The organism is Pelosinus sp. IPA-1, from assembly GCF_030269905.1.
Classification (GTDB): Bacteria; Bacillota; Negativicutes; order DSM-13327; family DSM-13327; genus Pelosinus.
Genome location: NZ_BSVC01000012.1, coordinates 1 through 26,110, shown reverse-complemented (window position 1 = coordinate 26,110; position 26,110 = coordinate 1). Strand labels below are relative to the sequence as shown.

Annotated in this window: 24 protein-coding genes, 1 pseudogene and 1 other annotated feature; all 25 genes and pseudogenes read left to right on the top strand. The window is 37.0% G+C overall.

The genetic code is table 11. The features are described 5' to 3' along the window. The first annotated feature begins 86 nt into the window (after nt 1-86). Complete coding sequence (locus QSJ81_RS23105; protein WP_285719703.1) at nt 87-1,088, top strand: LacI family DNA-binding transcriptional regulator; 1,002 nt, start codon at nt 87-89, stop codon at nt 1,086-1,088. A gap of 105 nt (nt 1,089-1,193) precedes the next feature. Beyond that, nucleotides 1,194-2,060 carry a tagatose-bisphosphate aldolase subunit GatY gene (gene gatY / locus QSJ81_RS23100; RefSeq protein WP_285719702.1) on the top strand — a complete coding sequence of 289 codons (867 nt, stop codon included), beginning with the start codon at nt 1,194-1,196 and terminating at the stop codon, nt 2,058-2,060. A gap of 60 nt (nt 2,061-2,120) precedes the next feature. Further along, a complete protein-coding gene (locus QSJ81_RS23095; protein WP_285719701.1) occupies nt 2,121-2,813 on the top strand; it encodes a class II aldolase/adducin family protein in 693 nt (230 codons plus the stop codon). Nucleotides 2,814-2,834: 21 nt separating this feature from the next. Beyond that, complete coding sequence (locus tag QSJ81_RS23090; protein ID WP_285719700.1) at nt 2,835-4,607, top strand: L-fucose isomerase; 1,773 nt, start codon at nt 2,835-2,837, stop codon at nt 4,605-4,607. Nucleotides 4,608-4,661: 54 nt separating this feature from the next. Further along, on the top strand, nt 4,662-6,122 hold the full coding sequence (locus tag QSJ81_RS23085; protein WP_285719699.1) for a rhamnulokinase: 1,461 nt from the start codon (nt 4,662-4,664) through the stop codon (nt 6,120-6,122). Nucleotides 6,123-6,239: 117 nt separating this feature from the next. Next, entirely contained in the window at nt 6,240-7,166 is a 927-nt protein-coding gene (locus QSJ81_RS23080; RefSeq protein WP_285719698.1) for a 1-phosphofructokinase family hexose kinase, read from the top strand. 192 nt (nt 7,167-7,358) lie between these two features. After that, nucleotides 7,359-7,745, top strand: coding sequence for a hypothetical protein (locus QSJ81_RS23075; RefSeq protein ID WP_285719697.1), 387 nt, complete (start codon nt 7,359-7,361; stop codon nt 7,743-7,745). 122 nt (nt 7,746-7,867) lie between these two features. Further along, complete coding sequence (locus QSJ81_RS23070; protein WP_285719696.1) at nt 7,868-8,317, top strand: Lrp/AsnC family transcriptional regulator; 450 nt, start codon at nt 7,868-7,870, stop codon at nt 8,315-8,317. 17 nt (nt 8,318-8,334) lie between these two features. After that, complete coding sequence (locus QSJ81_RS23065) at nt 8,335-8,964, top strand: LysE family translocator (RefSeq protein WP_285719695.1); 630 nt, start codon at nt 8,335-8,337, stop codon at nt 8,962-8,964. Nucleotides 8,965-9,039: 75 nt separating this feature from the next. Beyond that, nucleotides 9,040-9,372 (top strand): hypothetical protein, encoded by a 333-nt coding sequence (locus tag QSJ81_RS23060; RefSeq protein WP_285719694.1) that lies wholly within the window; start codon nt 9,040-9,042, stop codon nt 9,370-9,372. 94 nt (nt 9,373-9,466) lie between these two features. Continuing rightward, nucleotides 9,467-9,676, top strand: coding sequence for a hypothetical protein (locus tag QSJ81_RS23055; RefSeq protein WP_285719693.1), 210 nt, complete (start codon nt 9,467-9,469; stop codon nt 9,674-9,676). 155 nt (nt 9,677-9,831) lie between these two features. After that, nucleotides 9,832-10,263 carry a peptidylprolyl isomerase gene (locus tag QSJ81_RS23050; protein WP_285719692.1) on the top strand — a complete coding sequence of 144 codons (432 nt, stop codon included), beginning with the start codon at nt 9,832-9,834 and terminating at the stop codon, nt 10,261-10,263. Nucleotides 10,264-10,527: 264 nt separating this feature from the next. Further along, entirely contained in the window at nt 10,528-10,845 is a 318-nt protein-coding gene (locus tag QSJ81_RS23045) for a hypothetical protein (protein ID WP_285719691.1), read from the top strand. Nucleotides 10,846-10,905: 60 nt separating this feature from the next. Beyond that, nucleotides 10,906-11,580: a response regulator transcription factor gene (locus QSJ81_RS23040; RefSeq protein ID WP_285719690.1), complete on the top strand. Its 675-nt coding sequence runs from the start codon at nt 10,906-10,908 to the stop codon at nt 11,578-11,580. 3 nt (nt 11,581-11,583) lie between these two features. Continuing rightward, nucleotides 11,584-12,855, top strand: a complete 1,272-nt coding sequence (locus QSJ81_RS23035; protein WP_285719689.1) for a sensor histidine kinase — start codon at nt 11,584-11,586, stop codon at nt 12,853-12,855. Nucleotides 12,856-12,953: 98 nt separating this feature from the next. Beyond that, nucleotides 12,954-13,724, top strand: a complete 771-nt coding sequence (locus QSJ81_RS23030; RefSeq protein WP_285719688.1) for a DUF2680 domain-containing protein — start codon at nt 12,954-12,956, stop codon at nt 13,722-13,724. 263 nt (nt 13,725-13,987) lie between these two features. Then, nucleotides 13,988-14,221, top strand: a complete 234-nt coding sequence (locus QSJ81_RS23025) for a polya polymerase (protein ID WP_285719687.1) — start codon at nt 13,988-13,990, stop codon at nt 14,219-14,221. 163 nt (nt 14,222-14,384) lie between these two features. Next, nucleotides 14,385-15,659 carry an ArsB/NhaD family transporter gene (locus QSJ81_RS23020; RefSeq protein WP_285719686.1) on the top strand — a complete coding sequence of 425 codons (1,275 nt, stop codon included), beginning with the start codon at nt 14,385-14,387 and terminating at the stop codon, nt 15,657-15,659. Between the two features lie 839 nt (nt 15,660-16,498). Continuing rightward, nucleotides 16,499-17,971: an ATP-binding protein gene (locus tag QSJ81_RS23015; protein WP_285719685.1), complete on the top strand. Its 1,473-nt coding sequence runs from the start codon at nt 16,499-16,501 to the stop codon at nt 17,969-17,971. Between the two features lie 143 nt (nt 17,972-18,114). Next, the gene (locus tag QSJ81_RS23010) at nt 18,115-18,693 is read left to right on the top strand and encodes a 3'-5' exonuclease (RefSeq protein ID WP_285719684.1); all 579 of its coding nucleotides are present in this window, start codon (nt 18,115-18,117) and stop codon (nt 18,691-18,693) included. Nucleotides 18,694-18,766: 73 nt separating this feature from the next. Beyond that, nucleotides 18,767-19,000, top strand: a binding site (T-box leader). 48 nt (nt 19,001-19,048) lie between these two features. Continuing rightward, a complete protein-coding gene (locus QSJ81_RS23005) occupies nt 19,049-21,727 on the top strand; it encodes a valine--tRNA ligase (protein WP_285719683.1) in 2,679 nt (892 codons plus the stop codon). Nucleotides 21,728-21,893: 166 nt separating this feature from the next. Then, nucleotides 21,894-23,177 (top strand): bifunctional folylpolyglutamate synthase/dihydrofolate synthase, encoded by a 1,284-nt coding sequence (locus tag QSJ81_RS23000; protein ID WP_285719682.1) that lies wholly within the window; start codon nt 21,894-21,896, stop codon nt 23,175-23,177. 113 nt (nt 23,178-23,290) lie between these two features. Beyond that, nucleotides 23,291-24,553 carry an O-antigen ligase family protein gene (locus tag QSJ81_RS22995; RefSeq protein WP_285719681.1) on the top strand — a complete coding sequence of 421 codons (1,263 nt, stop codon included), beginning with the start codon at nt 23,291-23,293 and terminating at the stop codon, nt 24,551-24,553. Between the two features lie 642 nt (nt 24,554-25,195). Further along, complete coding sequence (locus QSJ81_RS22990) at nt 25,196-25,846, top strand: redox-sensing transcriptional repressor Rex (RefSeq protein ID WP_285719680.1); 651 nt, start codon at nt 25,196-25,198, stop codon at nt 25,844-25,846. A 30-nt stretch (nt 25,847-25,876) separates the two neighbouring features. Continuing rightward, nucleotides 25,877-26,110, top strand: a pseudogene (locus QSJ81_RS22985) (acetyl-CoA hydrolase); the annotation flags it as partial.

The window sequence follows — 26,110 nt, the reverse complement described above, 5'->3', positions numbered from 1 at the left end:
ACGTTTCTATTGTGGATATCCTATAGTATATAGGGTTTTCTAGAAGCTTATTCAGATAAATTGTTTCATTGGAGTGAAGAGTGCTAATGTCAACAATAAAAGATGTTGCTAAATTATCTGGGACCTCTGTTGGTACTGTATCCAGATATTTAAACGGTTATAAAATAAAGTCTATTAACAGTGAAAAAATAGAAGATGCTATCCGGCATCTTAACTTTAGTATTAATTCTATTGCCAGAGGACTCAAGACCAGCAAAACTTTTACCGTCGGAATATTGATACCAAAGCTTGCCGATATATTTAGTACTCATATTATTGAGGGTATGGAGCGAGCATTTGACGAATTTGGTTATAGCATATTGGTTTGTGATTCCCGAAATTGTCTAGAAAAAGAAAAAGAGAAATTGAAATTATTTAAGGAAAAACTCGTCGATGGTATCATCTTGATGCCGGTAGAAGATTCTGGAGAACACATACAACAAATGCTAGAAGAAGGGATGCCAATTGTATTAATGGATCGTCTTATCACTAATTTAGCTTGCGATGGAGTTGTATCTGACAATGTAAATGGTGCTTATCAGGCAGTAGAAGCCATTATTAATCGAGGTCATCGCAAAATAGGTATGATAGCTGGGCCTAGAAATATCTATACTGCTAAAGAACGCCTTGAAGGATATTTGCGTGCTCTAAAAGATTACAATATTGAAGTAGATGATAATTTTATCTTTTATAGCGACTATACCAAAGAGGGCGGATATCAGGCTACCGCAAAACTTTATCAATTGAAAGAGTTACCTACGGTAATCTTTACTTCCAACTATGAAATGACCATCGGTGCCATTAAATTTCTAAATGAGCACAACGTCGCTATTGGTGAAGATATGTCTTTTTTTGGCTATGACCAAATGGAGTTATCGCAAATCATTGTGCCACCGATTTCTTTTGTTGTTCAGTCAATGGAGATGATTGGCAGGAAAGCTGCTGAAACATTAATTAGCAGAATGAAAGGTGACCAAACAGGATTTCCCCATGTAAATCGATTAAAAACAGAAATAATAGTAACTGATTCTGTAAAAAGGCTTTATTAGCGAGTCAGTATTTTTTTGAGAAAAATTGAAACGTTTCATTTACTGAGGTGTGAGTCTTCTTTATAAAATAAAGATGAAAATATGTAAATTTAAGAGGTGGAGTATATGGGATTAGTAACATCAACAAAGTATCTCCTACATGCTAGAGATAATAAGTATGCTATTTGTGCATTTAACATTCATAATCTAGAAACCTTAAAAGCCGTAACTAGTACTTCATTTGAAAGTAACTCTCCAGTTATTTTGCAAGCAACGCCAGGCACAGTACGGTTTGCTGGTGCAGATTACCTAGTGGCTATGGCTAAAACGGCTGCCGACAAATACAATATCCCGATTGTTATGCATTTAGATCATGGTGAAGATTACAATATGGTTCTGGAGTGTCTTAGAGCTGGCTTTACCTCCATCATGATTGATGGCTCCAAGCATCCTTATACCGAGAATATTTCTATTGTAAAAAAAGTGGTGGAACTTTCCCACGCCCTAGGGGTTCCCGTTGAAGCTGAGCTGGGGACAATTGGCGGTGTAGAAGATGATTTGAGTGTTATGGGGGATGGTGTGTATACCAATCCAGAAGTAGCCTTTGATTTTGTCGAGAAGACAGGAGTGGATTCTTTGGCAGTAGCAATTGGTACTTGCCACGGTTTGTATAAAAAGAAGCCACAATTGGATTATGTAAGGTTGGCAGAAATTCGCAAGTTAGTATCCATTCCTCTAGTATTGCATGGTGCTTCTGATTTACTTGATGAGAGCGTGAAAAAATGTATCGAATTAGGTATTAGTAAGGTCAATATCGCGACAGAACTTAAAATTGCATTTTCTGCTGCTGTGCAAACCGTATATCATGAAAAACCTGCCGAAAATGATCCTCGCAAACTTTTTACTCCAGCAATTGATGCGATGAAAGCAGTTGTTAAAAACAAAATTGATCTAGTTGGCTCAGCGGATAAAGTAACTAGGATTTCTCATTGAGCTTTTTATAAAACTTAAATTGTGGGAATATTTTAAATATAGAGGATGGGGGATATAGCGTTGGATACAAGAGAAAAACTTTTACGTGATCAAATATGCGACATGGGAAGAAGGATGTATCTAAAAGATATGGTAGCTGCGAATGATGGAAATATATCAGTTAAGTTAGGGGAAGATTCGTTTATTTGTACGCCAACTGGTGTATCGAAAGGCTTTATGACGCCAGAAATGCTCTGCAAAATTAATGGAAATGGAGAACTGATTGAAGACAACCCGCAAGGTTTGCGACCATCTTCTGAGATCAAAATGCATTTTAAAATATATGAGAAGCGAGGGGATATTAGCGCTGTAGTTCATGCCCATCCTTTACATGCGACTGCTCACGCTATATGTCATATACAATTGGATAAGCAGATTATGCCTGAAGCAACGATTGCACTTGGAATTGTTCCAATTGCAGAATATGGTGCACCATCCACAACTGAATTACCTGATTCTTTATTACCTTATTTAGAAGAGTATGATGCAGTATTACTTGCTAATCATGGTGCAGTTACTTATGGGGAAAATGTCGTAAGTGCTTATTATAAAATGGAGTCTTTAGAATTTTATGCAAAACTTTTGTATTTATCTAGTAATATAGGAACTCCTAAGGAATTATCGGCAGAAAAGGTAACACAGTTGCTAGAGCTAAGAGAAAAGGTATACAAGGTAGTAGGAAGACATCCAGGTAAAAAATGTTTAAAGAAATAAGTACTGATGGAGGGGAGTAAAGTGAGCAAAAATAGCTATGTAAGAATTGGTATTCGGCCAACAATTGATGGCAGGAAGAACGGAGTCAGAGAATCCTTAGAAGAACAAACAATGAATATGGCAAAGAGTGTAGCGAAGTTTCTAAGTGATAGCATAACCTATTCAGATGGGAAACCTGTAGAATGTATAGTTACTGACAGTTGCATCGGTGGCGTTAAAGAAGCTTCAGAAGCTGCAGAAAAGTTTAAACTTAATAATGTAGGACTTTCTATAACGGTAACGCCATGTTGGTGCTACGGGTCAGAAACGATGGATATGGACTCTAGAATCCCTCAGGCTGTATGGGGATTTAATGGTACAGAACGACCAGGTGCTGTTTATTTAGCAGCAGTATTAGCGGCATATGCACAAAAAGGAATTCCTGCTTTTGGGATATATGGGCAGCATGTGCAAGATTCTTCTGATACAACGATACCCCAGGATGTAAAAGACAAATTACTCCAATTTACTAAGGCTGGATTAGCTGTTGCATCGATTAAAGGGAAATCCTATTTATCGATGGGGTCTGTATCCATGGGAATTGCAGGTTCCATAGTAGATGCAGCCTTCTTTCAGGATTATTTAGGTATGCGCAATGAATATATTGATATGTCAGAATTCATACGTCGTATTGATAAAGAAATATATGATAAAGATGAATATAGAAGAGCTTTATCTTGGGTTAAAGAAAATTGCCAAGAAGGCCCGGACAACAACCCTAAAGACGTACAGCTTACTCGGGAGCAGAAAGATAAGGATTGGGAAACAATTGTAAAGATGACTCTAATTGGCAGAGATTTAATGGTAGGAAATCAGAAGTTACATGCTTTAGGATTTGGGGAAGAGGCTTTAGGACATAATGCGATTCTTTCAGGTTTCCAAGGACAACGACAATGGACTGACCATTTTCCTAATGGAGATTTTATGGAAACCATATTAAATTCCTCTTTCGATTGGAATGGTAAAAGAGCACCCTATTTGATAGCAACTGAAAATGATTCCTTAAATGGAGTGTCTATGTTGCTAGGCAATTTATTAACCAATACAGCTCAAATTTTTTCCGATGTACGTACTTATTGGAGTCCTGAATCAGTCAAACGTGTTACTGGCTATGACTTAGAAGGCTATGGTAAGAAGGGAATTATACATTTAATTAATTCAGGGTCGGCGGCTTTAGATGGTACTGGAAGAGAGATGCGAGAAAATAAGCCAGTAATTAAGCCTTATTGGGAGATTACAGATGATGAAGTATCAGCGTGTTTAAAAGCTACGCGATTTAGAACTGCCAATCTTGGATATTTTAGGGGTGGTGGATTCTCTACCCAATTTCTAACTCGAGGGGGTATGCCTTTAACGATGATTCGATTGAATATTGTTAAAGGGGTGGGGCCTGTATTGCAATTAGCTGAAGGCCATAGCGTTGAATTACCCAAAGAGGTACACGATAAAATTGATGATAGAACAGATCCAACATGGCCAACTACATGGTTTGCACCAATCATAACGGGTAAGGGAGCTTTTAAAGATGTTTATTCGGTTATGAATAATTGGGGGGCAAACCATGGAGCAATTAGTTATGGACATATAGGTGCAGAATTAATAACATTAGCTTCAATGCTAAGAATACCTGTTAATATGCATAATGTTTCTGAAGAGCGGATCTTTAGACCAAAAGTTTGGAATTCATTTGGTACGGAGAATTTAGAACAGGCTGATTATGCGGCATGTAGAACATTTGGTGCTCTGTATAGTTAAAATACTTGAGTTACTCCTTACCCATGATAAGTTCCCAAAAAGGGAGGGGATCGTGTGAAAAACCTAAATCTATTAGCTGTCGATTTGGGGGCTAGTAGTGGTAGATGCATAGTAGGAACGTTTGATGGAAACAAAATAAATCTAGAAGAAATACATCGATTTGACAATAATCCGATTACCCTTAGTCATACTCTATACTGGGATATGCCGCTAATTTTCGAAGAGATAAAGCAAGGTATGAGTAATGTACAAGAGGAAGTAGCATCTTTAGGAGTCGATACTTGGGGTGTTGATTTTGGAATAATAGATACAAGAGGTCGATTGGTAAGTAATCCTATTCATTATAGAGATGAGAGAACCAATCATATCCCAGAGATCTTGTATAAGAAGGTAACGGAGCAAGAATTATACAAAAAGACCGGTGTACAACCTATGCAAATCAACACCATTTTTCAGATATATTCCATGGTGTATCATCGTTCACCCTTATTAGATCACATAGATAAACTTTTATTTATGCCAGATTTGATTAATTATTTTTTAACGGGGATAAAAGCAACTGAATATTCAATTGCAAGTACTAGTTCCTTGTTAGATCCTTATGAACGCCAGTGGAATATAGAAATTTTAAAGAAACTGGGATTTAATGAAAAATGGTTTACACCGGAGATTGTTCCATCGGGGACTGTATTAGGTGCATTGTCTCCGAATATATTGGGGAATTCAAAATGCAATACAACAAAAGTAATTTCTACCGCATCTCATGATACGGCATCGGCAGTAGTTAGCGTTCCGATATCTCAGGAGTATTCAGCATACATTAGCTGTGGTACATGGTCTTTGATCGGGGTGGAAATTAAGGAGCCAATCATAGATGAATATACAAGTAAAGTGTTTTTCACGAATGAACGTGGAATTGATGATACAGTTCGGCTGTTAAAAAACATAACAGGACTATGGGTCTTGCAAGAGTGCAGAAAATATTGGAAAAGTAATGGTGAAGAGATTAGTTATCCTTTCATGGTTGAAATGGCAGAAAAAATTAAAGATAATAAGTCCTTCATTGACTTAAGTGACCATACATTTTTATCTCCAGGCAATATGCCTAATAAAATAAAAGACTATTGCCTAAGAACAAAGCAACATATTCCTAATAATAAAGCGGAAATGATAAGGTGTATTATTGAAAGTTTAGCCTGTACTTATAAAAAGATGGTCGATGAACTAGAAACTGCAATCAAACATCCTATATCCGTTATCCACATTGTTGGCGGTGGTGCCCAAAATTCCTTATTATGTGAAATCACAGCGAATCTAACGAGAAAAACTGTTATCGCAGGACCGGTCGAGGCTAGTTCTATGGGAAATATATTAACACAAATGAAAGCACTAGGAGAGGCTAAGGGGTTGTCAGAACTGAGACAAATCGTGAAAAATTCATGCACGATAATAGAGTATAACCCAAAAGATAAGGAGTATTGGGAAGATGTCTATTATAAATTTTCATTGGTGTAGTCGTAGAATTCTATGCTGCTGTAGATGATACAAATGAGAGGACTACTAATTATTAGTAGTCCTCATTTTTAATAAGTAAACAAGACTTAATAAAAAATAAGTGTTGGGGTGAAGAATTTGATACTAACCGTTACTTTAAATTTAGCAATTGATAAAACGTATGCTGTAGATCACTTTTCACTCACACAAGTGAATCGTGCAAGAGAAATTACCGCCCTTCCTGGTGGTAAAGGGATAAATGTTGCTAGGGTGGCGAGTGTTCTTGGTGAGGAAGTAGTAGCTACAGGCTTTGTTGGAGGATATAACGGCAGATATATTGGCAAAAGCTTAAGTGAACAAGCTATCCAGTGTGATCTTCAAGAAATTAGGGAAGAATCTAGGCTATGCATTAATATATTAAGCAATCATGCAAGTACAGAGATATTAGAAAATGGGCCCAAGATTAGACCGGAAGAATTGATGGCATTCTTAGAAAAGTTTGATGGTCTTTCTCGAAAGGCTAAAGTTGTCGCTATGTCAGGTAGCATTCCTAGAGGGGTTCCCCCTACTATTTATAAACAAATGATTGAAATAGCTGATAGAAACGGGGCTTATTCCATATTAGACAGTAGTGGTGATTCTTTTAGTGAGGGCTTAGCGGGTAAGCCCTATATGGTAAAGCCTAATAAAGAAGAGTTAGAAAAGGTACTTGAGTATTCACTGGATACAGATGGTAAGCTCTGTGCTACCATTCAACACTATTTGCATGAGGGTATTCAATTGTTTGTTTTATCTATGGGTTCACGAGGCGCGCTAGTAGGTTATCAAGGTGAAGTATTTCAAGTAATTCCGCCTCATATCGATGCAATAAATCCTGTTGGTTGTGGTGATGCCCTTGTTGCTGGATTTGCCGTAGGGATAGCGCGGAAGATGGAAATAAAGGAAATGATCAAATTAGCTACGGCTACTGCGGCATCGAATGCTTTGCATCATGGCGCAGGAATGATTGAAAAAATTGAAGTGGAAGCTTTCATAAAACAAGTAAAAATTAATAAATTGATGTAATACTATTTGGCCAGTTAATGAAAGCCACAGCATTTGGACTTTCAAAGAGTGTTTTTATTATTAGAGAACATTATAGTGAAAGATAATAGAATTTACGGGTTTTTTTGGATATAATACCATTAATTAAACTGATAAGATTGTTTTGCAATGGGAATCTTAAATGCTAGTACATTGCAAAGGAGGAAATTAAGAATGAGTATAGATACTTTAATTCAAGAAGATTTACTTAACTTTCGCCGTGAATTGCTTACTAGTTTTAAAGAACAGCACCCACATATTTTTTCAATAATGGATCATATGCTATCAGGCCGTAAAAATATGGTGGGACTACAAGTGACAGAAGACGGGAATATTGTTGGCACATACACGTTGATGATGGATGGGGTTCACGTTGTTGAGGCTAAAAGCGGAACATTGGATTCTGCTTTTCATCATCCATTGCTAGGTGTCGTAAAACCTTATATAGTGATTGAACGCCATGCGATCGAAACCTTAGTTAAAGATGATCGGATTAAGACAGAAATATTTAGCTCGATTGCTAAATATCTACCTGATATTACGATCAGATTCTTACGTTAAATTTAAAATAACAATAACGGAGAGCCCTTTGGGCTCTTTTTCTTTTTTATAGGTTAATCTTTACAAATATTTAAAATGAATGTATTGTAGTGGTAATACATTGATAATGGAGGTTTACACCGTTGGATACTAATGATTTGAAAATTGTTAAACGAATTATGGAACATGCTCGTACAACGTGGGCAGAACTTGGAACGCTTCTCGGATTGTCCGGCCCTGCTGCGGCTGATCGGGTTCGTAAGTTAGAGGAAATGGGGATAATAAAAGGTTACTCAGCGTTGATAGACCCTGAAAAGATAGGTTGTGGCTTAGGAGCTTTAATATCTGTCACATTGGATAAACCTGAAAATAGAACAGCATTCCTGGATTTAGTTAATAAGTCTCCCGAGATTATGGAGTGCCATCACATAGCTGGTGCGGAAGATTATATTATTAAAGTGCGTTGTTCAGGTACTCGTGATCTAGAACGATTAATTAGTGAAGAAATAAAGTCTTTGCCAGGGGCCAAAACGCGAACCACGATAATACTGTCAACCATTAAAGAAACTCCAATATTACCTATAAAAATGTAAGGGGGGCTTACAGTGAAATGGATCTGTTTTTCTTTACTAAAGGAGTACTACTTGGGTTTTCGATAGCCGCACCAGTAGGACCTATCGGAGTTCTTTGTATTAGGCGAACATTAGCAAATGGTTTGCTAAATGGTTTCCTTTCGGGATTAGGTGCCGCAACGGCTGATGGTATTTATGGTTTAATCGCTGCCTTTGGCGTAACGGTTATTTCCACCTTTTTACTAGATAATCAAGTCTATTTACATTTGATTGGTGGACTGTTTTTACTTCGTCTTGGTTATATAACGTTCCAAACTACTCCAGTGGAAATAGCCTCAAAGGAAGAAGATAAAAATCGCTTAGGTTCCTATGCCTCTGCCTTTTTCTTAACATTGACAAATCCAATGACGATCATGTCTTTTGTGGCAGTTTTCTCAGGATTGGGGGTAGCAACAACTGGTGGGGATTATATGTTAGCAGCGTTGTTAGTTCTTGGCGTTTTTGTTGGTTCGATGCTTTGGTGGTTGATATTAAGTGGAACAGTGAATGTACTTCGTGGGAAATTTGATTCTCAAAGACTTAAGTGGATTAATCAAGTTTCAGGTTTCGTAATAGCTTGCTTTGGCATTGCAAGCCTGATGAGTTACCCTTTTTATATTTTCATGTAAAATCTGACTATGTAGTCATATTTTTGTCACATTTCCAGATTATAATGAAAATAGAAAATAAAGGAGGGTTCTCCCATGAACAATATAGTAAAAAAAGGAATTATTTGCTCAATGATAGGTATTATGCAATTAGGCATAGGCACAGCAGTAATAGAGGCATCACCAAGGCATGAAGGTAGACATTATGAAGAACGATATGAACATCATAATGAGGACCGAGACCACTGGGATAACCGAGATCATCGGATACAGGAAGAAAGAGCCCGTCATGAAAGAGAAATGGTACGTCGTGAGCACGAGGAAGAATGGCAATGGCATGAGCGTCAACAACGTGAAAAAGAGCACCATGAAGAAGTAATGAGAACGATTGGCGGCTTAGCATTGTTGTACCTTATTACCAATAGTTAAAGTTTAAATTCCCTAAGTTTAATCAACTTAGGGAATTTTTATATGTCTAATTAAAGTGTTTTAATGGAGATACTATTATAAAGGAGGTGCTTCAATGGTTAAAACTGGCAAGGTAACAAATGTTGAAAATAAAGAAAATAAAACATTTGTGGATGTTGACTTCATGGACAATACAAAAGCAACTGTGGTTTTACCCTCTACGGACAGTAAGAAATATAAAAATAAATATGTCATTTGTGGTATTGATTCCGATGAGAATACCAATATAATTGAAATTGTAGACGATGGTCCATCACCAGTCTAGGTGACTTAAGTAGTCGTCTTATCCTTAATGAGGTGAGACGGCTTATTTTGGGGGTTTTCGCAATAACGTAGGGAAGGTTATGAGGTAAGGTATTTTGGTAATCCTGAGTCAATTATGGTATAATAGCCAAAATAATGTAAAAATGAGGGGTTATCATGAAGAAAGCAATTATTGAGATGGATAAGGGGAATATTGTAATTGAATTATTTGACAAGGAAGCACCAAACACTGTGGCTAATTTTGAAAAGTTAATTGCCAAAGGTTTTTATGACGGGCTTACATTTCATAGAGTAATTAAAGGTTTTGTGGCACAAGGTGGTTGCCCAAAAGGAAATGGTACTGGTGGGCCTGGATATGAGATTCCTTGTGAGACAAAGGGGAATCCTCATAAGAATGATAGGGGCGCATTGTCTATGGCTCATGCTGGTCCTAATACAGGCGGCAGCCAGTTTTTCATTGTTTATGAGCCACAACCTCATTTAGATGGTGTTCATACTGTTTTTGGTAAAGTTATTGAAGGTATGGATGTCGTGGATCAAATTAAAAAAGGCGATAAAATGAATAAGGTTACAGTAGAACAAGGGTAAGCTCACGCGATAATTTGTATACGCCTTGCCATTTGAACTTTTTATTCACCATGTAGGCCCTCGCAGGTTATGCGAGGGCTTTTTTAGATTAAATAGAATATTTAGTGCTGCCCCTAGAAGCAGGGTATGGGTGGTAAGGTTTTACGTTTATTAAAGTAAGCAGTTGGTTAGGATATAGTAGGGTGAGGATCTTTCAAAAAAAAAACTAAAACTTTTAATTTATAATAGGGTGATAAATGTAATTCAGACAGAAAGGAGCATATTATGAAAAATTTACTAAGACGCTTACTGCACAATATATTGAGTATCATTACAACCTTTATTCTGATGGCTTCCCCCGTAGCAGCAATCATATATATTTCTGAACCGATAGACGGGAGCAATGACACAATAAGAAACGTTTCTATGGAGCAGGAAGAACCTTTTCTTGCAAAATCAGATTGGATTGAGAAAAAAGTTAAGGAATGGGAACCTGATTTACTTGATGACCCAATCATAATGACCCTATCTAAAGCAAGAGAGGGAAATAAAAACTTAAAAATTAATCCAATAAAAAATGCTCTTTCATGGGGGAGTGAGTGATGAATCCAAACAAGTAGCCTAATCTAATATACGTATCAGTGGCAATTAAGGAGGGGTTTTATGAGAATTTTGGTAGTTGAGGATGATAGTATACTAAGGGAGGCTGTAGTTACGCTTTTAAAAGAGGAAGGGTATAACGTAGATGAAGCTACGACAGGCGATGAAGGTTTATTTATGGCGGAACAAAGTATCTATGATCTTCTAGTACTTGATATTATGCTGCCCGAGGTGAATGGATTAGACATAGTTAAAAGCCTTAGAAATAATGGGAATGAAACGCCAATTTTGTTACTTACAGCAAGGGACAGTGTAGACGATCGTGTCATTGGCCTAGAGACTGGTGCTGACGACTACTTAGTAAAACCTTTTGCGATCAGAGAACTTTTGGCTCGAATAAAAGCACTTATCCGGCGCAAGAGTAGTGTTGGATTTGAAGGTGAATTAGTATTTGGGGAAATATTGCTAAAGAGTAAAGTGCGGGATGGTTTTGTAGGGGAACAATCCTTAGGATTAACTGCCAAGGAGTATGAAGTCTTAGAATTTTTCATCTTAAATAAGGAACAAATTCTTACTAAGGACCAGATATTTGATCGGATCTGGGGGTTTGATTCCGAAACTACGATTGGTATTGTTGACCTATATATTCATTATTTGAGAAAAAAGTTGGCCTCCTACGGATTAGATACGATTATTCAAACGGTACGTGGTTCTGGATTTATGCTTAAGGAGAAGTAGAAGATGTTTAAAAAAACACTTCGTAAGTTAACTGCTTTAAATTCACTAGTATTTTTGCTCATCTTTATTACCCTTACTTCAATTATTTATGGCTATTTGTCCTTTCGGCTTTATGATAAAGTGGATGATGCTATGAGGTTTCAAGCTTCTTCTGTGCGAATCGAAAATGGTCGAGTCTTACAGCCGAGGGGACGTCCTATATTAGATCCAAGAATCTTTCTGATTTTGCGTGATGAGGAAGGACATATTGTCAATCTAACACCCTTTAGAACAGAAGAGAGTAGTAATCTTATTGCAATCGCTTCTCAATTTAGTACAGGAGAAATGCAAACAATCGAATATGAGAACCATGTATATCGTGGATTGATTGTACCTTACCCTAATGATAAGACTTTGAGCCCAAAAGAAGAATTTAAGATCAAAGAGGTAGTCGCGATTAGCATTGTTGACTCTGAGGTTGGGTTACTTAATAATCTTCTCTGGATTATTATTGGGGGACTAATAGCTGGTATGCTTATCATTGTCCTAGCTGGTCATCTCTTAGCGAGGCGGGCGATGATACCAATTGAAGCTGCATGGGAAAAGCAGCAGCAGTTTGTTGCCGATGCTTCTCACGAATTACGTTCACCAATCACGGGAATTTATAGCAACGCTGAGCTTATGCTAAGACACCCAGAATGTACTATTGCACAAGAAAGTTATCGAATTAATAATATTATGAAGGAATCGGCACGTATGACCAAACTAATAGGAAGTTTGTTAACCCTGGCAAGATCGGATGCGAACAAATCGGAACTGCGTTTAGGTCTAATTAATGTTAGTGACTTGATACAAATTGTAATCGAACATTTTAGATCATTAGATAACTTAAATAAAATTAGTCTTTCCATTCATATTGAACCTAATTTAGAGCTTATTGCGGACCAGGAGCGTATTCATCAATTAATCGTTATATTACTAGACAATGCCTTTAAGTATACACCGCAGGGAGGAACTATTTTCGTGGCTGCTTGTAAAGTGAACAAAGATATTGTCTTTTCTGTGCAGGATACTGGATGTGGAATTTCTAAGAACAATTTACCCCGAGTGTTTGATCGTTTTTTTCGCGGGGATAAGGCCAGGTCTCGAGATAAAGGGGGAACAGGCCTTGGGCTGGCAATTGCAAAATGGATTGTTGAGAAACATAGAGGGGAGATAAAGGTTGAAAGTCAGTTAGGAGTGGGTACTAAGTTTACCGTATCAATCCCAATTAACAAAGTATCAAAAGAGAGTTAAGCCATCTTTTCTTTAAATCAAAAGTTATTCTAAAACTTAGACTTCATAATACAGATGTGGTCTTCACTACAAAAGATAAAGAAAAGGTGGTTACTATAATGAATAAAAATAAAAAATGGATGTTGGCAATTAGTGTTGCAACAATGCTTACCGCAAATAATTTAGTTATGGCTGCTTCTGCTCCAGATAAAGAAGAGAACATAAGATTGAATCATTCAACTGCATCTGCTCAAAGTGATTTTACTAAAAAAGAAGGCATGAAAGATCATCACAGAGATAATATGGCGTTACTTCAATTCTTAAAATTAGATGCCCAAACCTTTGAAACAGCAAGGAAAGATGGTAAGTCTTTAGTTACGATTGCAAAAGAACACGGCATTTCTGAACAAGAACTAAAAGACTTTATGGTTGAGCAAATGACCAAGCATATGGAAGAAAGAGCAAAAGAAGGTAAATTACCTGAGAACAAAAAATCATATACTAGAGCCGATATCGAAAAACGTGTATCAGATATGATGAATGGTAAGGGGAATATGCACCACAGTCATGGACAAAAGCACCATGCTGGCTTTGATAAAACTAAATTATTGGAACTGTTGAAAATGAGTGATGAGAGTCTAAAAAATGAAATGAACGCTGGTAAGACCTTGGTGGAGATCGCCAAAGAACATGGTGTGTCAGAAGAGATGCTTAAGACAACCCTGGCTGAACAAATGCTTGAGCGTATTGAAAAAGGTGTGAAGGCAGGGCGAATTTCACCTGATAAAGCCGAGCAAATGAAAGCGAACATTGAAAAGCATGTATCCGATATGATGAACGGTAAGAGGCCGATGCATTCTGAACACAACAAAGAAAAAAACAATTATTAAATTGCAATCTATCAATTATAGATTAGCAATTTAGAGGAAAGTATAAATTAGGTGTAGAGCTATTATTCACAACGTGAGTAATAGCTCTACTTGTATAACCTCTTACGATAAAATATTAATATAGTTAATATGTCGTTTTTTTTATTAGTAGTATGTGAGCAAGCAGCAAGAGTTTTAGGCAGGAAAAAAATGGAGTCATGACGAAGAGATAGTTATCATACCTTGGTTTAAGGAGCTCCGTTTATAAAAAGGAGGAATATACTGTGAAAATTATAGGAATAACTAATGTAGAGAAGTTTTTAGAAGTCCTTGATAAGTGTCAAGGGAAGATTGAATTAGTAACTTCAGAAGGTGATCGGTTAAATTTAAAATCAAAACTGTGTCAGTATTTAGCATTATCAAAAATATTTAGTGAAGCAAAAATCGATGAAATTGAAATTGTTGCTTCAGAACCAGAAGATACTAAAATATTGTTAGAGTATTTAATCAGAGGGTAAAGTTAGCCCGGAAGGTTTAAGTTAAAGTAATATGTTTTTTTCGGCTTTAAATAGAATGATATTTAAATCAAAAAGGCTAAAGGACAGTTTAACTGCCCTTTAGCCTTTTTGAAAGATAAAGAATGACAAAGAGTTTTTAAAAATAAGAGGTAAGGAGAATATCATGTTATCGGAACAGGCTTGGATTGCTTTGATTTTGTTTGTAATATGTTATGCAGTGATTATTTCGGAAAAAGTTCACAGGACAAAAGTTGCTCTTATAGGTGCTATTTTTATTTTATTACTTAAAATTATGTCACAAGAAGAAGCCATAAAGATGATTGATTTCAATACGATTGGTCTTTTAGTTGGTATGATGATCATTGTGTCCATAACCAGTAAAACAGGGTTGTTTCAATATATGGCATTGAAGTCTGCTAAGTTGGTAAATGGTAATCCATTGAAAATTCTCGTCGTCTTTTTTTGCCTGACAGCGGCTTGCTCTGCACTTTTGGATAATGTTACGACAGTACTCTTATTTACTAGCGTTACTTTTGCGATTAGCGATATGCTGCAGATCAATCCGATTCCTTTTCTTATTGCAGAAATATTAGCATCCAATATTGGAGGGACTGCTACTTTAATTGGTGATCCACCCAATATTATGATTGGCAGTGCTACAGGGCTCGGGTTTAATGATTTTGCAATCAATCTCATACCACCGATAGTAATGATAAGTATTGTAACTTGTTTGGCTCTTTATTGGCTATATCGGAAGGATATGGAGATTTGTCCTAATCAAAAACAACGCATTATGACCTTAGAAGAATCTTCATTTCTAGTAAATATCCCTTTAATGAAAAAATGTATTGCCGTTTTATGTCTGACGATTGGTGGATTTGTATTGCATCAAACTCTTCATTTGGACTCCGCCACTGTGGCAATGGCAGGGGCAGCAATTCTACTGCTGGTAGGAGGCCTTGAACCAGAAGACGTTTTTAAGGAAATAGAATGGAACACCATTTTCTTCTTTATAGGCTTGTTCATTTTAGTAGGTGGGCTTGAGATTACAGGAATTATTAGGATGGTAGCACATTGGGCAATGAATGTTACCCAGGGAAATACTATTTTGATGCACGTTCTAATTCTTTGGCTCTCTGCTATCGGTTCTGCTTTTGTCGACAACATTCCCTTTGTGGCTACCATGATTCCTTTAATAAAATCAATGGGAGAAATTGGTCATATAGATGTTACATCCCTATGGTGGACCTTGTCGTTAGGGGCCTGTCTTGGTGGGAATGGTACTTTAATCGGTGCTTCTGCTAATGTAGTGGTATCAAGTCTAGCTGCTGCCCATGGTAGGCCAATATCTTTTATTGGCTACATGAAGATTGCCTTTCCATTGATGATACTATCTATAATAATTTCTAATATTTATATTTACTTTGTTTACTTATAAAGAAGACTTGATTCAGATGGAGTTTTAACTCCATCTGAATCTTAGCCTTTCTTATCCAGGGACTTAGCCGCTCTTAACTCCCACTTATATAAGTGAGCCTTGGATTCGAAAATCCTTAGAGCGAACTTACTTCGAGTTTTACAGACCGTTATCCTAACTAGAGGGCAGGATATTACAGGCTATTAACGAGATAAGTGAGCCTTGGATTCGAAATCCTTAGAGCGAACTTACTTCGAGTTTACAGACTGTTATCCTAACCAGAGGTCAGGATACTACAGGCTGTTAACGAGATAAGTGAGCCTTGGATTCGAAAATCCTTAGAGCGAACTTACTTCGAGTTTACAGACTGTTATCCTAACCAGAGGTCAGGATACTACAGGCTGTTAACGAGATAAGTGAGCCTTGGATTCGAAAATCTTTAGAGCGAACTTACTTCGAGTTTACAGACTGTTATCCTAACTAGAGGGCAGGATATTACAGGCTGTTAACGAGATAAGTGAGCCTTGGATTCGAAAATCCTTAGAGCGAACTTACTTCGAGTTTACAGACTGTTATCTTAACTAGAGGGCAGGATATTACAGGCTGTTAACGAGATGAAGATGGGAGTCTTAGAGCGGTTTAGTCATCGGATAAACTATACGACAAAAAGACTAAAAAAAGGCTATTTCTGCCTTGTATTTTGGTCTTTTTCTTTTTAATTTTTAAAATTCTCCCCCTAAAGACACAAATATTTAAATTATAATTAAAACTATGAAAACATTACCATAAAATTACAAATTATGCATATCGTTATATTGTAATATGTTGGTAGATAGGTGAATTTTGGAGGGTAAGATATTGTGTCAGGGGCAATTAAAGAGTACATCCGTAATTTAAAATCAACAGAGGAACAGTTAGAAAAAATTATCGCTAATAATCCAGTTAAGGAATGTAGTTTTCCAGACCAGGTAAGTGTATTTGATAAGCAACACAGGTACTTATTTGTCAATGGATTTGGAGCACGTTATATCGGCTTAAAACCTTCTGATATGGAAGGAAAGGAACGTAGAGAAATAGGGCTACCTCATAATGAGCAATTAGAACAGGACCTTGCAACTGTTTTCTCAATGGGACAACCAGTGGAAAATGAGTTAAAGGATCCTCAATTAACAAGTTATGGAATCAGCTATTTTGAGTATTATCTCTATCCTCTATATAGTTCTGCGGGAATTGTGGAGGCAGTTTTATGCACAGTTAGAGATATTACAATACGAAAGTTGTCTCAATTAAGCGCTGTACAATCGGCTCGGGATTTTAATCAACTCATTGATCTTTGTCCTTTTGCGGTTATTATGGTAGATGAACTTGGTAATTTTAAAAATGGTAATCAAGCCTATATTGATTTATTTTTCCCTGGATTTACAAAAGAAAAATTAATCGGTTCAAACCCTGAGTTTCGTACAGCCCATATTGGTACTCAGTGGAAAGAGAGTCCTTTGCAAAAAGCGTTGCGCGGAATCGCGGTGAGGAATGTCTCTAACGATATAATGAATAAGCAAATGTTGATTAACGCGATTCCAATAAGAGATATGGAAGGGCGAAATAGGGGGGCACTAGCGATATTTCATGATATTACAGAATATGAACAAATGCGTCATGCATTATACAAAATGGATAGATTGAATCTCATCGGGGAAATGGCGACTGGCGTAGCACATGAAATACGCAATCCAATGACAGTAATTAAGGGATATTTGCAATATTTAGGATCTAAAGTACCAGCTAGTTTAAATGAACAATTTGATATTGTTTTAGGAGAATTAATTCGCATTGAAAGCATTATTACGGATTTTCTTTCTCTAGCAGGAAACACAAAGATTGAACGAAATAAGCACAACATTAATACTATAATTAGGCAAGCATTTCCTCTTGTGGCAACGGATGCAACCAAGAATAATGTGGTAGTAGATCTATGTTTAGCGGAAAATCTCCCTGATCAATTATTAAGCGAGAAAGAAATTAAGCAAGTACTTTTTAATCTAACCCGTAATGGAATTGAATCAATGGATGATAGCGGTATGTTGACAATTCGGACGACTTTAGTTGACGAACAAATTGTAGTAACGATTTCTGATACAGGTAGTGGCATAGCAAAGGAAAAGTTAGAGAAAATATTCAATCCTTTCTATACAACAAAGGATAATGGGACTGGTTTGGGCTTAGCAATTTGTGAAAGCATCATTAATAAGCATAATGGTAGTATTGAGGTGCAGTCCGAAGAAGGGCGAGGTAGTACTTTTATAATATCCTTTACTCACTCTCAGGACTTCTAATTCTAACTAGGATGCGAATTTGGGTAATTTGTGTATTAGTGCAATTTAAGAATGTAGTTGAATTAAGGCTATCGATGTAATTCGATATTATGATATACTAAAGAATATGTATCTAAAAAATAATGTATCATGGAGAGGAGTAAGTGCGCGAGTTAGCGCCAATAAGAATGAATTTCGTAGCAATTGATTTTGAAACGGCCAATGCGAGTCGTTCTAGTGTATGTAGCATGGCTGCGGTAACAGTGGAAAATGGACAAATCGTCCGATCAGCTTACTCTTTAATACGCCCGCCAGTTCTTAAATTTGACTATCGTAATATACAGGTGCATGGCATTCACCCAGAAGATGTAGTGAATAAACCAACTTTTGATCAATTGTGGGAACGGATTCGTCCGCATCTTGAAAATAAAATTGTGATTGCCCATAATGCAACTTTTGATATTAGCGTGCTACGAGGTATCCTGAGGGAATATTCATTGCCTATGCCATTTTTTAAACATAGTTGTACAGTTCAAATTGCGAAAAAAACATGGCCTGGTGGAGAGAACTATAAGCTTAATACATTAGCTCAGCGTTTTCAGATTGACTTTGATCATCATAATGCTCTGCATGATGCACGAACTTGTGCTAAAATTGCTCTGCTAGCGGGGCAAGAGTTAAAAGCTGACAATTTTCTACAGATGATGCATTTGTTGAAGCTTCCTGTAAAAGATTTTGCCTAAGTAGTATCGATATAGTATTTTTTCACTAATCTTGACAAAGACTGTATACTATAGGTATAGTATGGTATATATATTAAAAGCGATGATAGGAAGGAGTACGTTATTGCCGCCGATTAGAGAGGAGATCCTTGGCTGAAAGATCTCTCGGAATGGGGTAGCGGAAGGTAGTCCTGGAGCTATTGCATTGAACTTATAGTAGGTGCAGTCGGTTATGCCCCGTTATGGTATTGGAGTTCGAGTAAGTATTATTTCTCTTTACTCGAAGAAACAAGGTGGTACCACGAAAGTATGCTCTTTCGTCCTTTTATAGGATGAAGGAGCTTTTTTATTTTTCAAAAAGTAGGAGGAGTTAATTTTGACAGAAAAAAATATTCCAACAGTATATGACCCTCAGGCGGTAGAAGCAAAATGGTATAAATATTGGGAAGATAATGGTTTCTTTCATCAGGAAGTAAATAAGGGGAAAAAACCTTTTAGTATTGTTATTCCGCCTCCTAATGTAACGGGGCAATTACATATGGGGCATGCTTTAGATAATGCATTACAAGATATTTTAATTCGTTTTCGCCGTATGCAAGGCTACAATACATTGTGGATGCCAGGAACAGACCATGCAGGTATTGCTACCCAAATTAAAGTAGAAGAGATGTTAGCAAAGGAAGGCATTTCTCGTTATGATATGGGGCGGGAAAAGTTTATTGAAAAGGTTTGGGAATGGAAAGAACAGTATGGCGACAGAATTATTAAACAACTGAAAAGTTTGGGTGCTTCTTGTGATTGGCAGCGAGAGCGTTTTACCATGGACGAAGGTTGTTCCAAGGCTGTACGGGAAGTTTTTGTTTCTTTATATGAAAAAGGCCTTATTTATCAGGGAAATCGGATCACTAATTGGTGTCCACGCTGCAATACTGCTTTAAGTGATATTGAAGTAGAACATGAAGAAAAGCCAGGTCATTTATACCATGTTCGTTACCCAGTAGAGGGGAGTGAAGGTGAGTATTTGACAGTAGCTACTACGCGGCCAGAAACTATTTTGGGAGATACCGCAGTAGCAGTTAATCCGGAAGATGCCAGATATAGCCATTTGATTGGAAAAAATCTAATTCTGCCGTTAGTAGGAAGATTAATTCCCGTAATTGCCGATGAATACGTTGATCAGGCTTTTGGTACAGGTGCGGTTAAGATTACTCCTTCTCATGACCCTAACGATTTTGAAATGGGATTACGTCATAAATTACCGCAAATTGTAGTAATTGATAACGATGGAAAAATGTCAGAAGGCACGGGTAAATATGCAGGACTTGATCGTTATGAGTGCCGTAAAGTATTAGTCAAGGATTTAGATGAGAAAGAGTATTTGGTGAAAATTGATGACCATATGCATGCAGTAGGTCATTGCCAACGTTGTACCACAGTTGTAGAACCTTTGGTATCTAAGCAATGGTTTGTTAAAATGCAGTCGCTAGCTGAACCAGCCATTGAAACTGTGACTTCAGGTGAAATTCAATTTGTTCCCGAACGATTTACAAAAACGTACATTAATTGGATGAGCAATATACGGGACTGGTGTATTTCAAGGCAAATTTGGTGGGGACATCGTATTCCCGCTTGGTATTGCGAATGTGGTGAAACTATTGTAGCAAGGGAAGAAGTTAATGTATGTCCAAAGTGCGGCAGTCATAAAATTGAACAAGATGAGGATGTACTAGATACCTGGTTTAGTTCCGGCTTGTGGCCTTTTTCCACTATGGGCTGGCCAGAAGATACCGAGGAATTAGAACAATTTTATCCTACTAGTGTATTGGTAACAGGATATGATATTATTTTCTTCTGGGTAGCTAGAATGATCATGATGGGATTAGAGTTTAAGAAGGAAATTCCTTTTAAACATGTTTTTATTCATGGTTTGGTTCGGGACTCCCAAGGACGGAAAATGAGTAAATCCTTAGGGAATGGGATTGATCCATTAGAAGTTATTGATAAAAATGGTGCAGATACTTTGCGGTTTACCTTAGTGACTGGTAATACGCCAGGAAATGATATGCGCTTTTACTGGGAAAGAGTAGAGTCAAGTCGTAACTTTGCCAATAAATTATGGAATGCTTCCCGTTTCGTGCTAATGAATTTGGAAGATGTAGATAGTGTTGATACATTAGCCAATTATGGAGTAAGGGCAAAGCAGGAAGACAACTTTACCTTAGCAGATAAGTGGATTTTAAGTCGTTATGCAAAGACTGTGAATGAAGTGACACGTAATTTAGAACGATTTGAATTAGGAGAAGCAGCTCGTCTGCTATATGAGTTTATTTGGAATGAGTATTGCGATTGGTATATTGAAATGGCAAAAGCAAGATTATACAATAAAGAAGAATCTACAGCGCGTGCAACTGCCCAATATGTCCTATGGTATGTACTTGAAAATACACTAAAACTATTACATCCTTTTATGCCTTTTATTACAGAAACCATCTGGCAGCACTTGCCGCATGAAGGGCAAAGTATTATGGTAGCTGATTGGCCAATGGACAGTTCAACATTGATTAATGACGATGTAGAAACTCAAATGAATACTATTATGGAAACCATTAAGTCCATTCGAAATATGCGTGCCGAGGTCAATGTGCCACCAGGGAAAAAGAGTGAGGTTATTTTGCAAATTGTTGCGAAAGAGCTGCAAGAAGTTTTTGCAAAGAACTTGTCATATTTGAAAACGTTAGCTGCTGCAGAACCTATTCAATTATTAGATGATGCAGAAGCTAAACCTGAAAATGCCATGACCGCTGTGGTAAGTGGTGTTGAAATCTATTTGCCTCTCAAAGGGTTAATTGATGTAGAAAAAGAATCAGCTCGCTTGAATAAAGAATTGGCTACATTGGACAAAGAAATTGCTCGCATTGAGGGGAAATTATCCAATGAAGGGTTTGTCGCCAAAGCGCCAGCTGAGGTCATCGCCAAGGAGAAAGCAAAGGCAGGCGAATACCAAGAAAAACAAACAGCCATTCGTGAAAGACTAGCTTATTTGGCTACGTTATAGATTCTAAACGATAAAAATTTATAATAAAGCAATATTAGAATCACAAAGGCACAATGCCGCTGCGGCGGCACACAAAGTAGGTATGAGGGAAGTTTATGATAGTTCCCTTTGTGTCCTTTGTGTCTTTGTGGTTCAATTTCTTTTTTATTAGAAGGGTGTGACAAGTGTGACATATGAAGAATCCCTAAGTTATTTAGCGAATTTAAATAAGTTTGGCATTAATCTGGGGTTAGCGCGAATTGAAAAGTTGTTGGAGTTAATGGATCATCCAGAAAAAAAGTTTAAAAGTATTCATGTGGCGGGAACAAATGGTAAAGGTTCAACAACTGCCATGCTAGCTTCTATTTTAAACAACGGAGGCATAAAAACGGGCATGTATACTTCTCCCCATTTAGCAGAATATACGGAGCGGATGATTGTGGATGGACAAGAGGCATCACCAGAGGAATTTGCCCAAGCAATTGCGTATACAAGCCAATTTGTGGATAGAATAGTATTACAAGGTTTCGATCATCCAACAGAGTTTGAAGTATTAACAGCAGCAGCATTTTACTATTTTGCATCGTGTGAAGTAGAGTATGCTGTCATTGAAGTGGGTTTAGGTGGATTGCTTGACTCGACCAATGTTATTATGCCAATTTTATCTGTCATTACAAATGTTACATTAGATCATATAGATAAGTGTGGTAGCACGATAGAAGAAATTGCGCATCATAAATCCGGTATTATTAAGCAAGGAGTCCCCGTAGTTACAGCAGCTAAAGGGCAAGCCTTAGAGGTGATAATAAAAACTGCTCAGGAGAAATCCACTGCATGTTATGTAAATGGGCAAGACTTTTCTGGGACTTTTCTCGGAATGGAGGAACATTATCAAAAAGTAGGAGTAAAGCTTAAAGAGCAAGAGGAAATTGGAAACTTTGCTGTCAATCTTTTAGGTGCTCACCAAGTTGATAATTGTGCAGTTGCGGTTATGACAGCAGTGATCCTAGGGAAAAGTGAAAAAAGAATTGATTTACCAGCAATTGAAAAAGGTTTATGCCAAGTTTGTTGGCCTGGAAGATTTGAAATCGTATCGAAAAGCCCAACGATTATTATTGATGGAGCTCATAATCCAGATGGAGCAAGAGCGCTGCGTGAAAATTTAGATCAATTTTATGGACATAAAGAAATTGTATTCTTATTGGGAATTTTACAAGATAAAGATGTGAAAACAATTGTTACAACCCTAATATGTCCTGAGGATAAGGTGGTTGTAGTAGCTCCTATCTCCCAGAGGGCGGGTAAGCCAGAGGATGTTGCCCGGGAAATACAAGCGGCTTATATAGAAGTAGCTCACTCTATTAATGAAGGTTTGCAAAAAGCCAAATTATTAGCTGGAGAGGGCAATGTAATCTGCATTGCAGGCTCGTTGTACTTAATTGGTGAGGCTAGGAAAATAATATGTAAGTAGACAAATGATTTGTTCTTGGTTATAATAAAAAATGGCATTGAATTTGGCATTTGTAAATAGTATTGTATTGAAAGAAAATATTAAATAGCAAATGCTATTAGACAGGTGAAATTGTGTATATAACATATAGAACGACCCAAACACAGTATTTTTTAGAATATATAATTGAGCACTGCATTCTGGCGGTGACCTTTTTTTTGCCGCTGTCACTGAAGATCAGCAGTGGTTTTTTAGGCCTTGGTGCACTGGTATGGCTAGGAAAAATGGCTGTAATGCGCAGGATGGATTTTAAGGCAACTCCTTTTGATTTTGGGATAGCTTTGTTAGTTGTATTATCTGCGGCTTCTATATGGGCTTCACCGGACCGAGGATTTAGTTTTTATAATTACTATAATTTAATGGGAAGATACATATTGATTTACTATTTAGCTGTCAATAACATTCGCTCTCGAGGCCAAGTGAAACGATTGATATGGAGTCTGTTAGCATCAGCCTTAGTAGTTTCCTTATATGGATTTTATCAGTACTTCTTTGGCGCAACGGTTTCAGCCGTTGAGTGGGTAGATGGAGCACAATTTCCTGATCTTAAAATGAGAGTATTTTCTACCTTAGAAAATCCTAATTTATTAGCTGGTTTTTTAGTAACTATGATGGCCATCGCTGCAGGTATGGGATATAAAGCGGCTACGCTCAATAGTAAGGTGATCCTGGCTGCGTTGGTTATTCTATTTGGTGGGTGTTTAGTTCTTACCTATTCACGGGGTGCTTGGCTCAGTGTATTAGCAATCATTGGCATGTATGGCATGTTGTGTAATCGTAAAATCTTTTGGTTGCTGCTGGTAGTACCTATTGTTGGATTTTTTGCTCATGATGCCTTATTAGAGCGGATTATGTCCATAACAAATCCTACAGATACCTCATCTACTTTGCGGATTGCCTTATGGGAAAGCACCATTGCAATGATAATGGATAAACCTTTTTTCGGTATCGGTTGGGGTGCTTATTGGATGGTATATCCTGACTATGACTTTTTCATAAATAATGCGAATACTAAAATTTTTCACGCACATAATATGTACTTAAATATTGCTGCTGAGATTGGTATTCCAGGTTTGTTTGCTTTTTTAGTTATGATGTATGGACACTTTCGTTTAGCTTTGTCCTCGATAAAAGAAGCAGCATATCATTCATCAGGTGTTATGCTGGGGATAGTAGGAGCGATTTGTGGCCTTATTGTAAATGGATTTACAGACTATGTACTGTTTAATATACAATTATCTATGTTGTTTTGGTTGTTAAATGCGCTGATTGTTGTTGTTTGGCAACAGAATCAGCAGCGTTATGATCAAGGTCATTCTTTAAGAAAAGTAATATAAGGATGTTTTCAAAAATAGAGCCTTGGGCTCTATTTTTTTGCTATTGCGGAAAAGAAAGTCTTTGAGAATGCGGTTTATGCCTTAGCTGCATAATAGTAATAATTAAAAAATATAATAAAATTTGAATAATTTTTAATTTTGAAGCAGGATTTTTGGCCTTATGTGAGAAATTGTACATACTAGAGAAAAGAATATTATCTGACTATGTGACTATGATTTTTTCATAAATAATGCGAATACTAAAATTTTTCACACACATAATATATACTCAATTTGCGCTGGTGTTATTGCAATAAAATCAGCAGCGTTATGATCAAGGTTATTCTTTAAGAAAAGTAATATAAAGATGTTTCAAAAAATAGAGCGATTGCGCTCTATTTTTGCTATTGGGGAAAAGAAAGTATTTAAGAATGCAGTTTATGCCTTAATTGCATATTAAGATAAAATGCAGGAAAAAAAAGAGAAAATTGGTATGATTAGTAAAAAAACATAGATAATAATTAAAAAAATAAAATAAAATTTGAATAATCTCTAATTCTGAGGCAGGATTTTCTGGTTTATGTGAGAAATTGTACATACTAGAGAAAAGAGAAAAAAATGTTATTAGCAGCGCTTGCCACTGACATTAGAGGAGGCTTTTGAGTGAGAGATATTAAGGATAAGAATGCCATTTCTAAGGCTACTATAGACCGTTTACCATTGTATTTTCGTACTCTTAGACTTAGCCAGGAAGAGGGTATGGAGATTATTTCTTCAGAAGAGTTGGGACAACGTTTAGGTGTAACTCCTGAACAAATTCGTAAAGATCTGGCATCTTTTGGTCAATTTGGTAAAAAGGGTGTTGGGTATTATGTTAGTGAACTCATTCGCAATATTGGAGAAATACTAGGGCTAGATTATAATTGGCATATTGCCGTAATTGGTGTTGGACATTTAGGCTGGGCATTAGCTAATTATCGTAATTTTGACTCACTAGGTTTCAATTTAGTTGCTATGTTTGATATTGACCCCAATAAAATTGGGCAATGTATAAAAGGTACAGAGGTCTTTCATTTAGACCGTTTAAAAGAGGTGATGGAGGAGAAAATAATTCATATTGGCATCATTGCCGTACCAGAAGCGTATGCCCAAGGAGTAGCAGATCAGTTAGTTGCGAATGGGATACGTGGGATATGGAACTTTGCGCCAAGGAAAATAAGGGTGCCTGATAGTGTCCGAATTATCAATGAGGACTTGTCAGTCGGATTAAGTAGTTTGTCTTTCTACTTAGCAAGGCAGCTACCAACGAATTAATCACTCAAATGTTTGGAGGAAAGTATTAAAATGATTGATATCAAAGATCGTGTGCGTAACAAAGCGCTTCATGCAAAAATTGTAAGCGCAGAGCAAGCTGCGACAGTTATTAAGCCGGGAATGAATATCGGAACTAGTGGATTTACACCATCTGGTTACCCAAAAGCTGTACCAATGGCTCTAGCTGAAAGAATCAAAAAGGATCATTTTCAAATCAACCTTTGGACTGGTGCGTCAGTCGGTAAAGAGCTCGATGGCGCATTA

Coding starts and splice junctions, on each gene's coding strand:
- QSJ81_RS23105 (WP_285719703.1), top strand. CDS start 87: ATGTCAACAATAAAAGATGTTGCTAAATTATCTGGGACCTCTGTTGGT.
- gatY (WP_285719702.1), top strand. CDS start 1,194: ATGGGATTAGTAACATCAACAAAGTATCTCCTACATGCTAGAGATAAT.
- QSJ81_RS23075 (WP_285719697.1), top strand. CDS start 7,359: ATGAGTATAGATACTTTAATTCAAGAAGATTTACTTAACTTTCGCCGT.
- QSJ81_RS23065 (WP_285719695.1), top strand. CDS start 8,335: ATGGATCTGTTTTTCTTTACTAAAGGAGTACTACTTGGGTTTTCGATA.
- QSJ81_RS23060 (WP_285719694.1), top strand. CDS start 9,040: ATGAACAATATAGTAAAAAAAGGAATTATTTGCTCAATGATAGGTATT.
- QSJ81_RS23055 (WP_285719693.1), top strand. CDS start 9,467: ATGGTTAAAACTGGCAAGGTAACAAATGTTGAAAATAAAGAAAATAAA.
- QSJ81_RS23050 (WP_285719692.1), top strand. CDS start 9,832: ATGAAGAAAGCAATTATTGAGATGGATAAGGGGAATATTGTAATTGAA.
- QSJ81_RS23045 (WP_285719691.1), top strand. CDS start 10,528: ATGAAAAATTTACTAAGACGCTTACTGCACAATATATTGAGTATCATT.
- QSJ81_RS23040 (WP_285719690.1), top strand. CDS start 10,906: ATGAGAATTTTGGTAGTTGAGGATGATAGTATACTAAGGGAGGCTGTA.
- QSJ81_RS23035 (WP_285719689.1), top strand. CDS start 11,584: ATGTTTAAAAAAACACTTCGTAAGTTAACTGCTTTAAATTCACTAGTA.
- QSJ81_RS23030 (WP_285719688.1), top strand. CDS start 12,954: ATGAATAAAAATAAAAAATGGATGTTGGCAATTAGTGTTGCAACAATG.
- QSJ81_RS23020 (WP_285719686.1), top strand. CDS start 14,385: ATGTTATCGGAACAGGCTTGGATTGCTTTGATTTTGTTTGTAATATGT.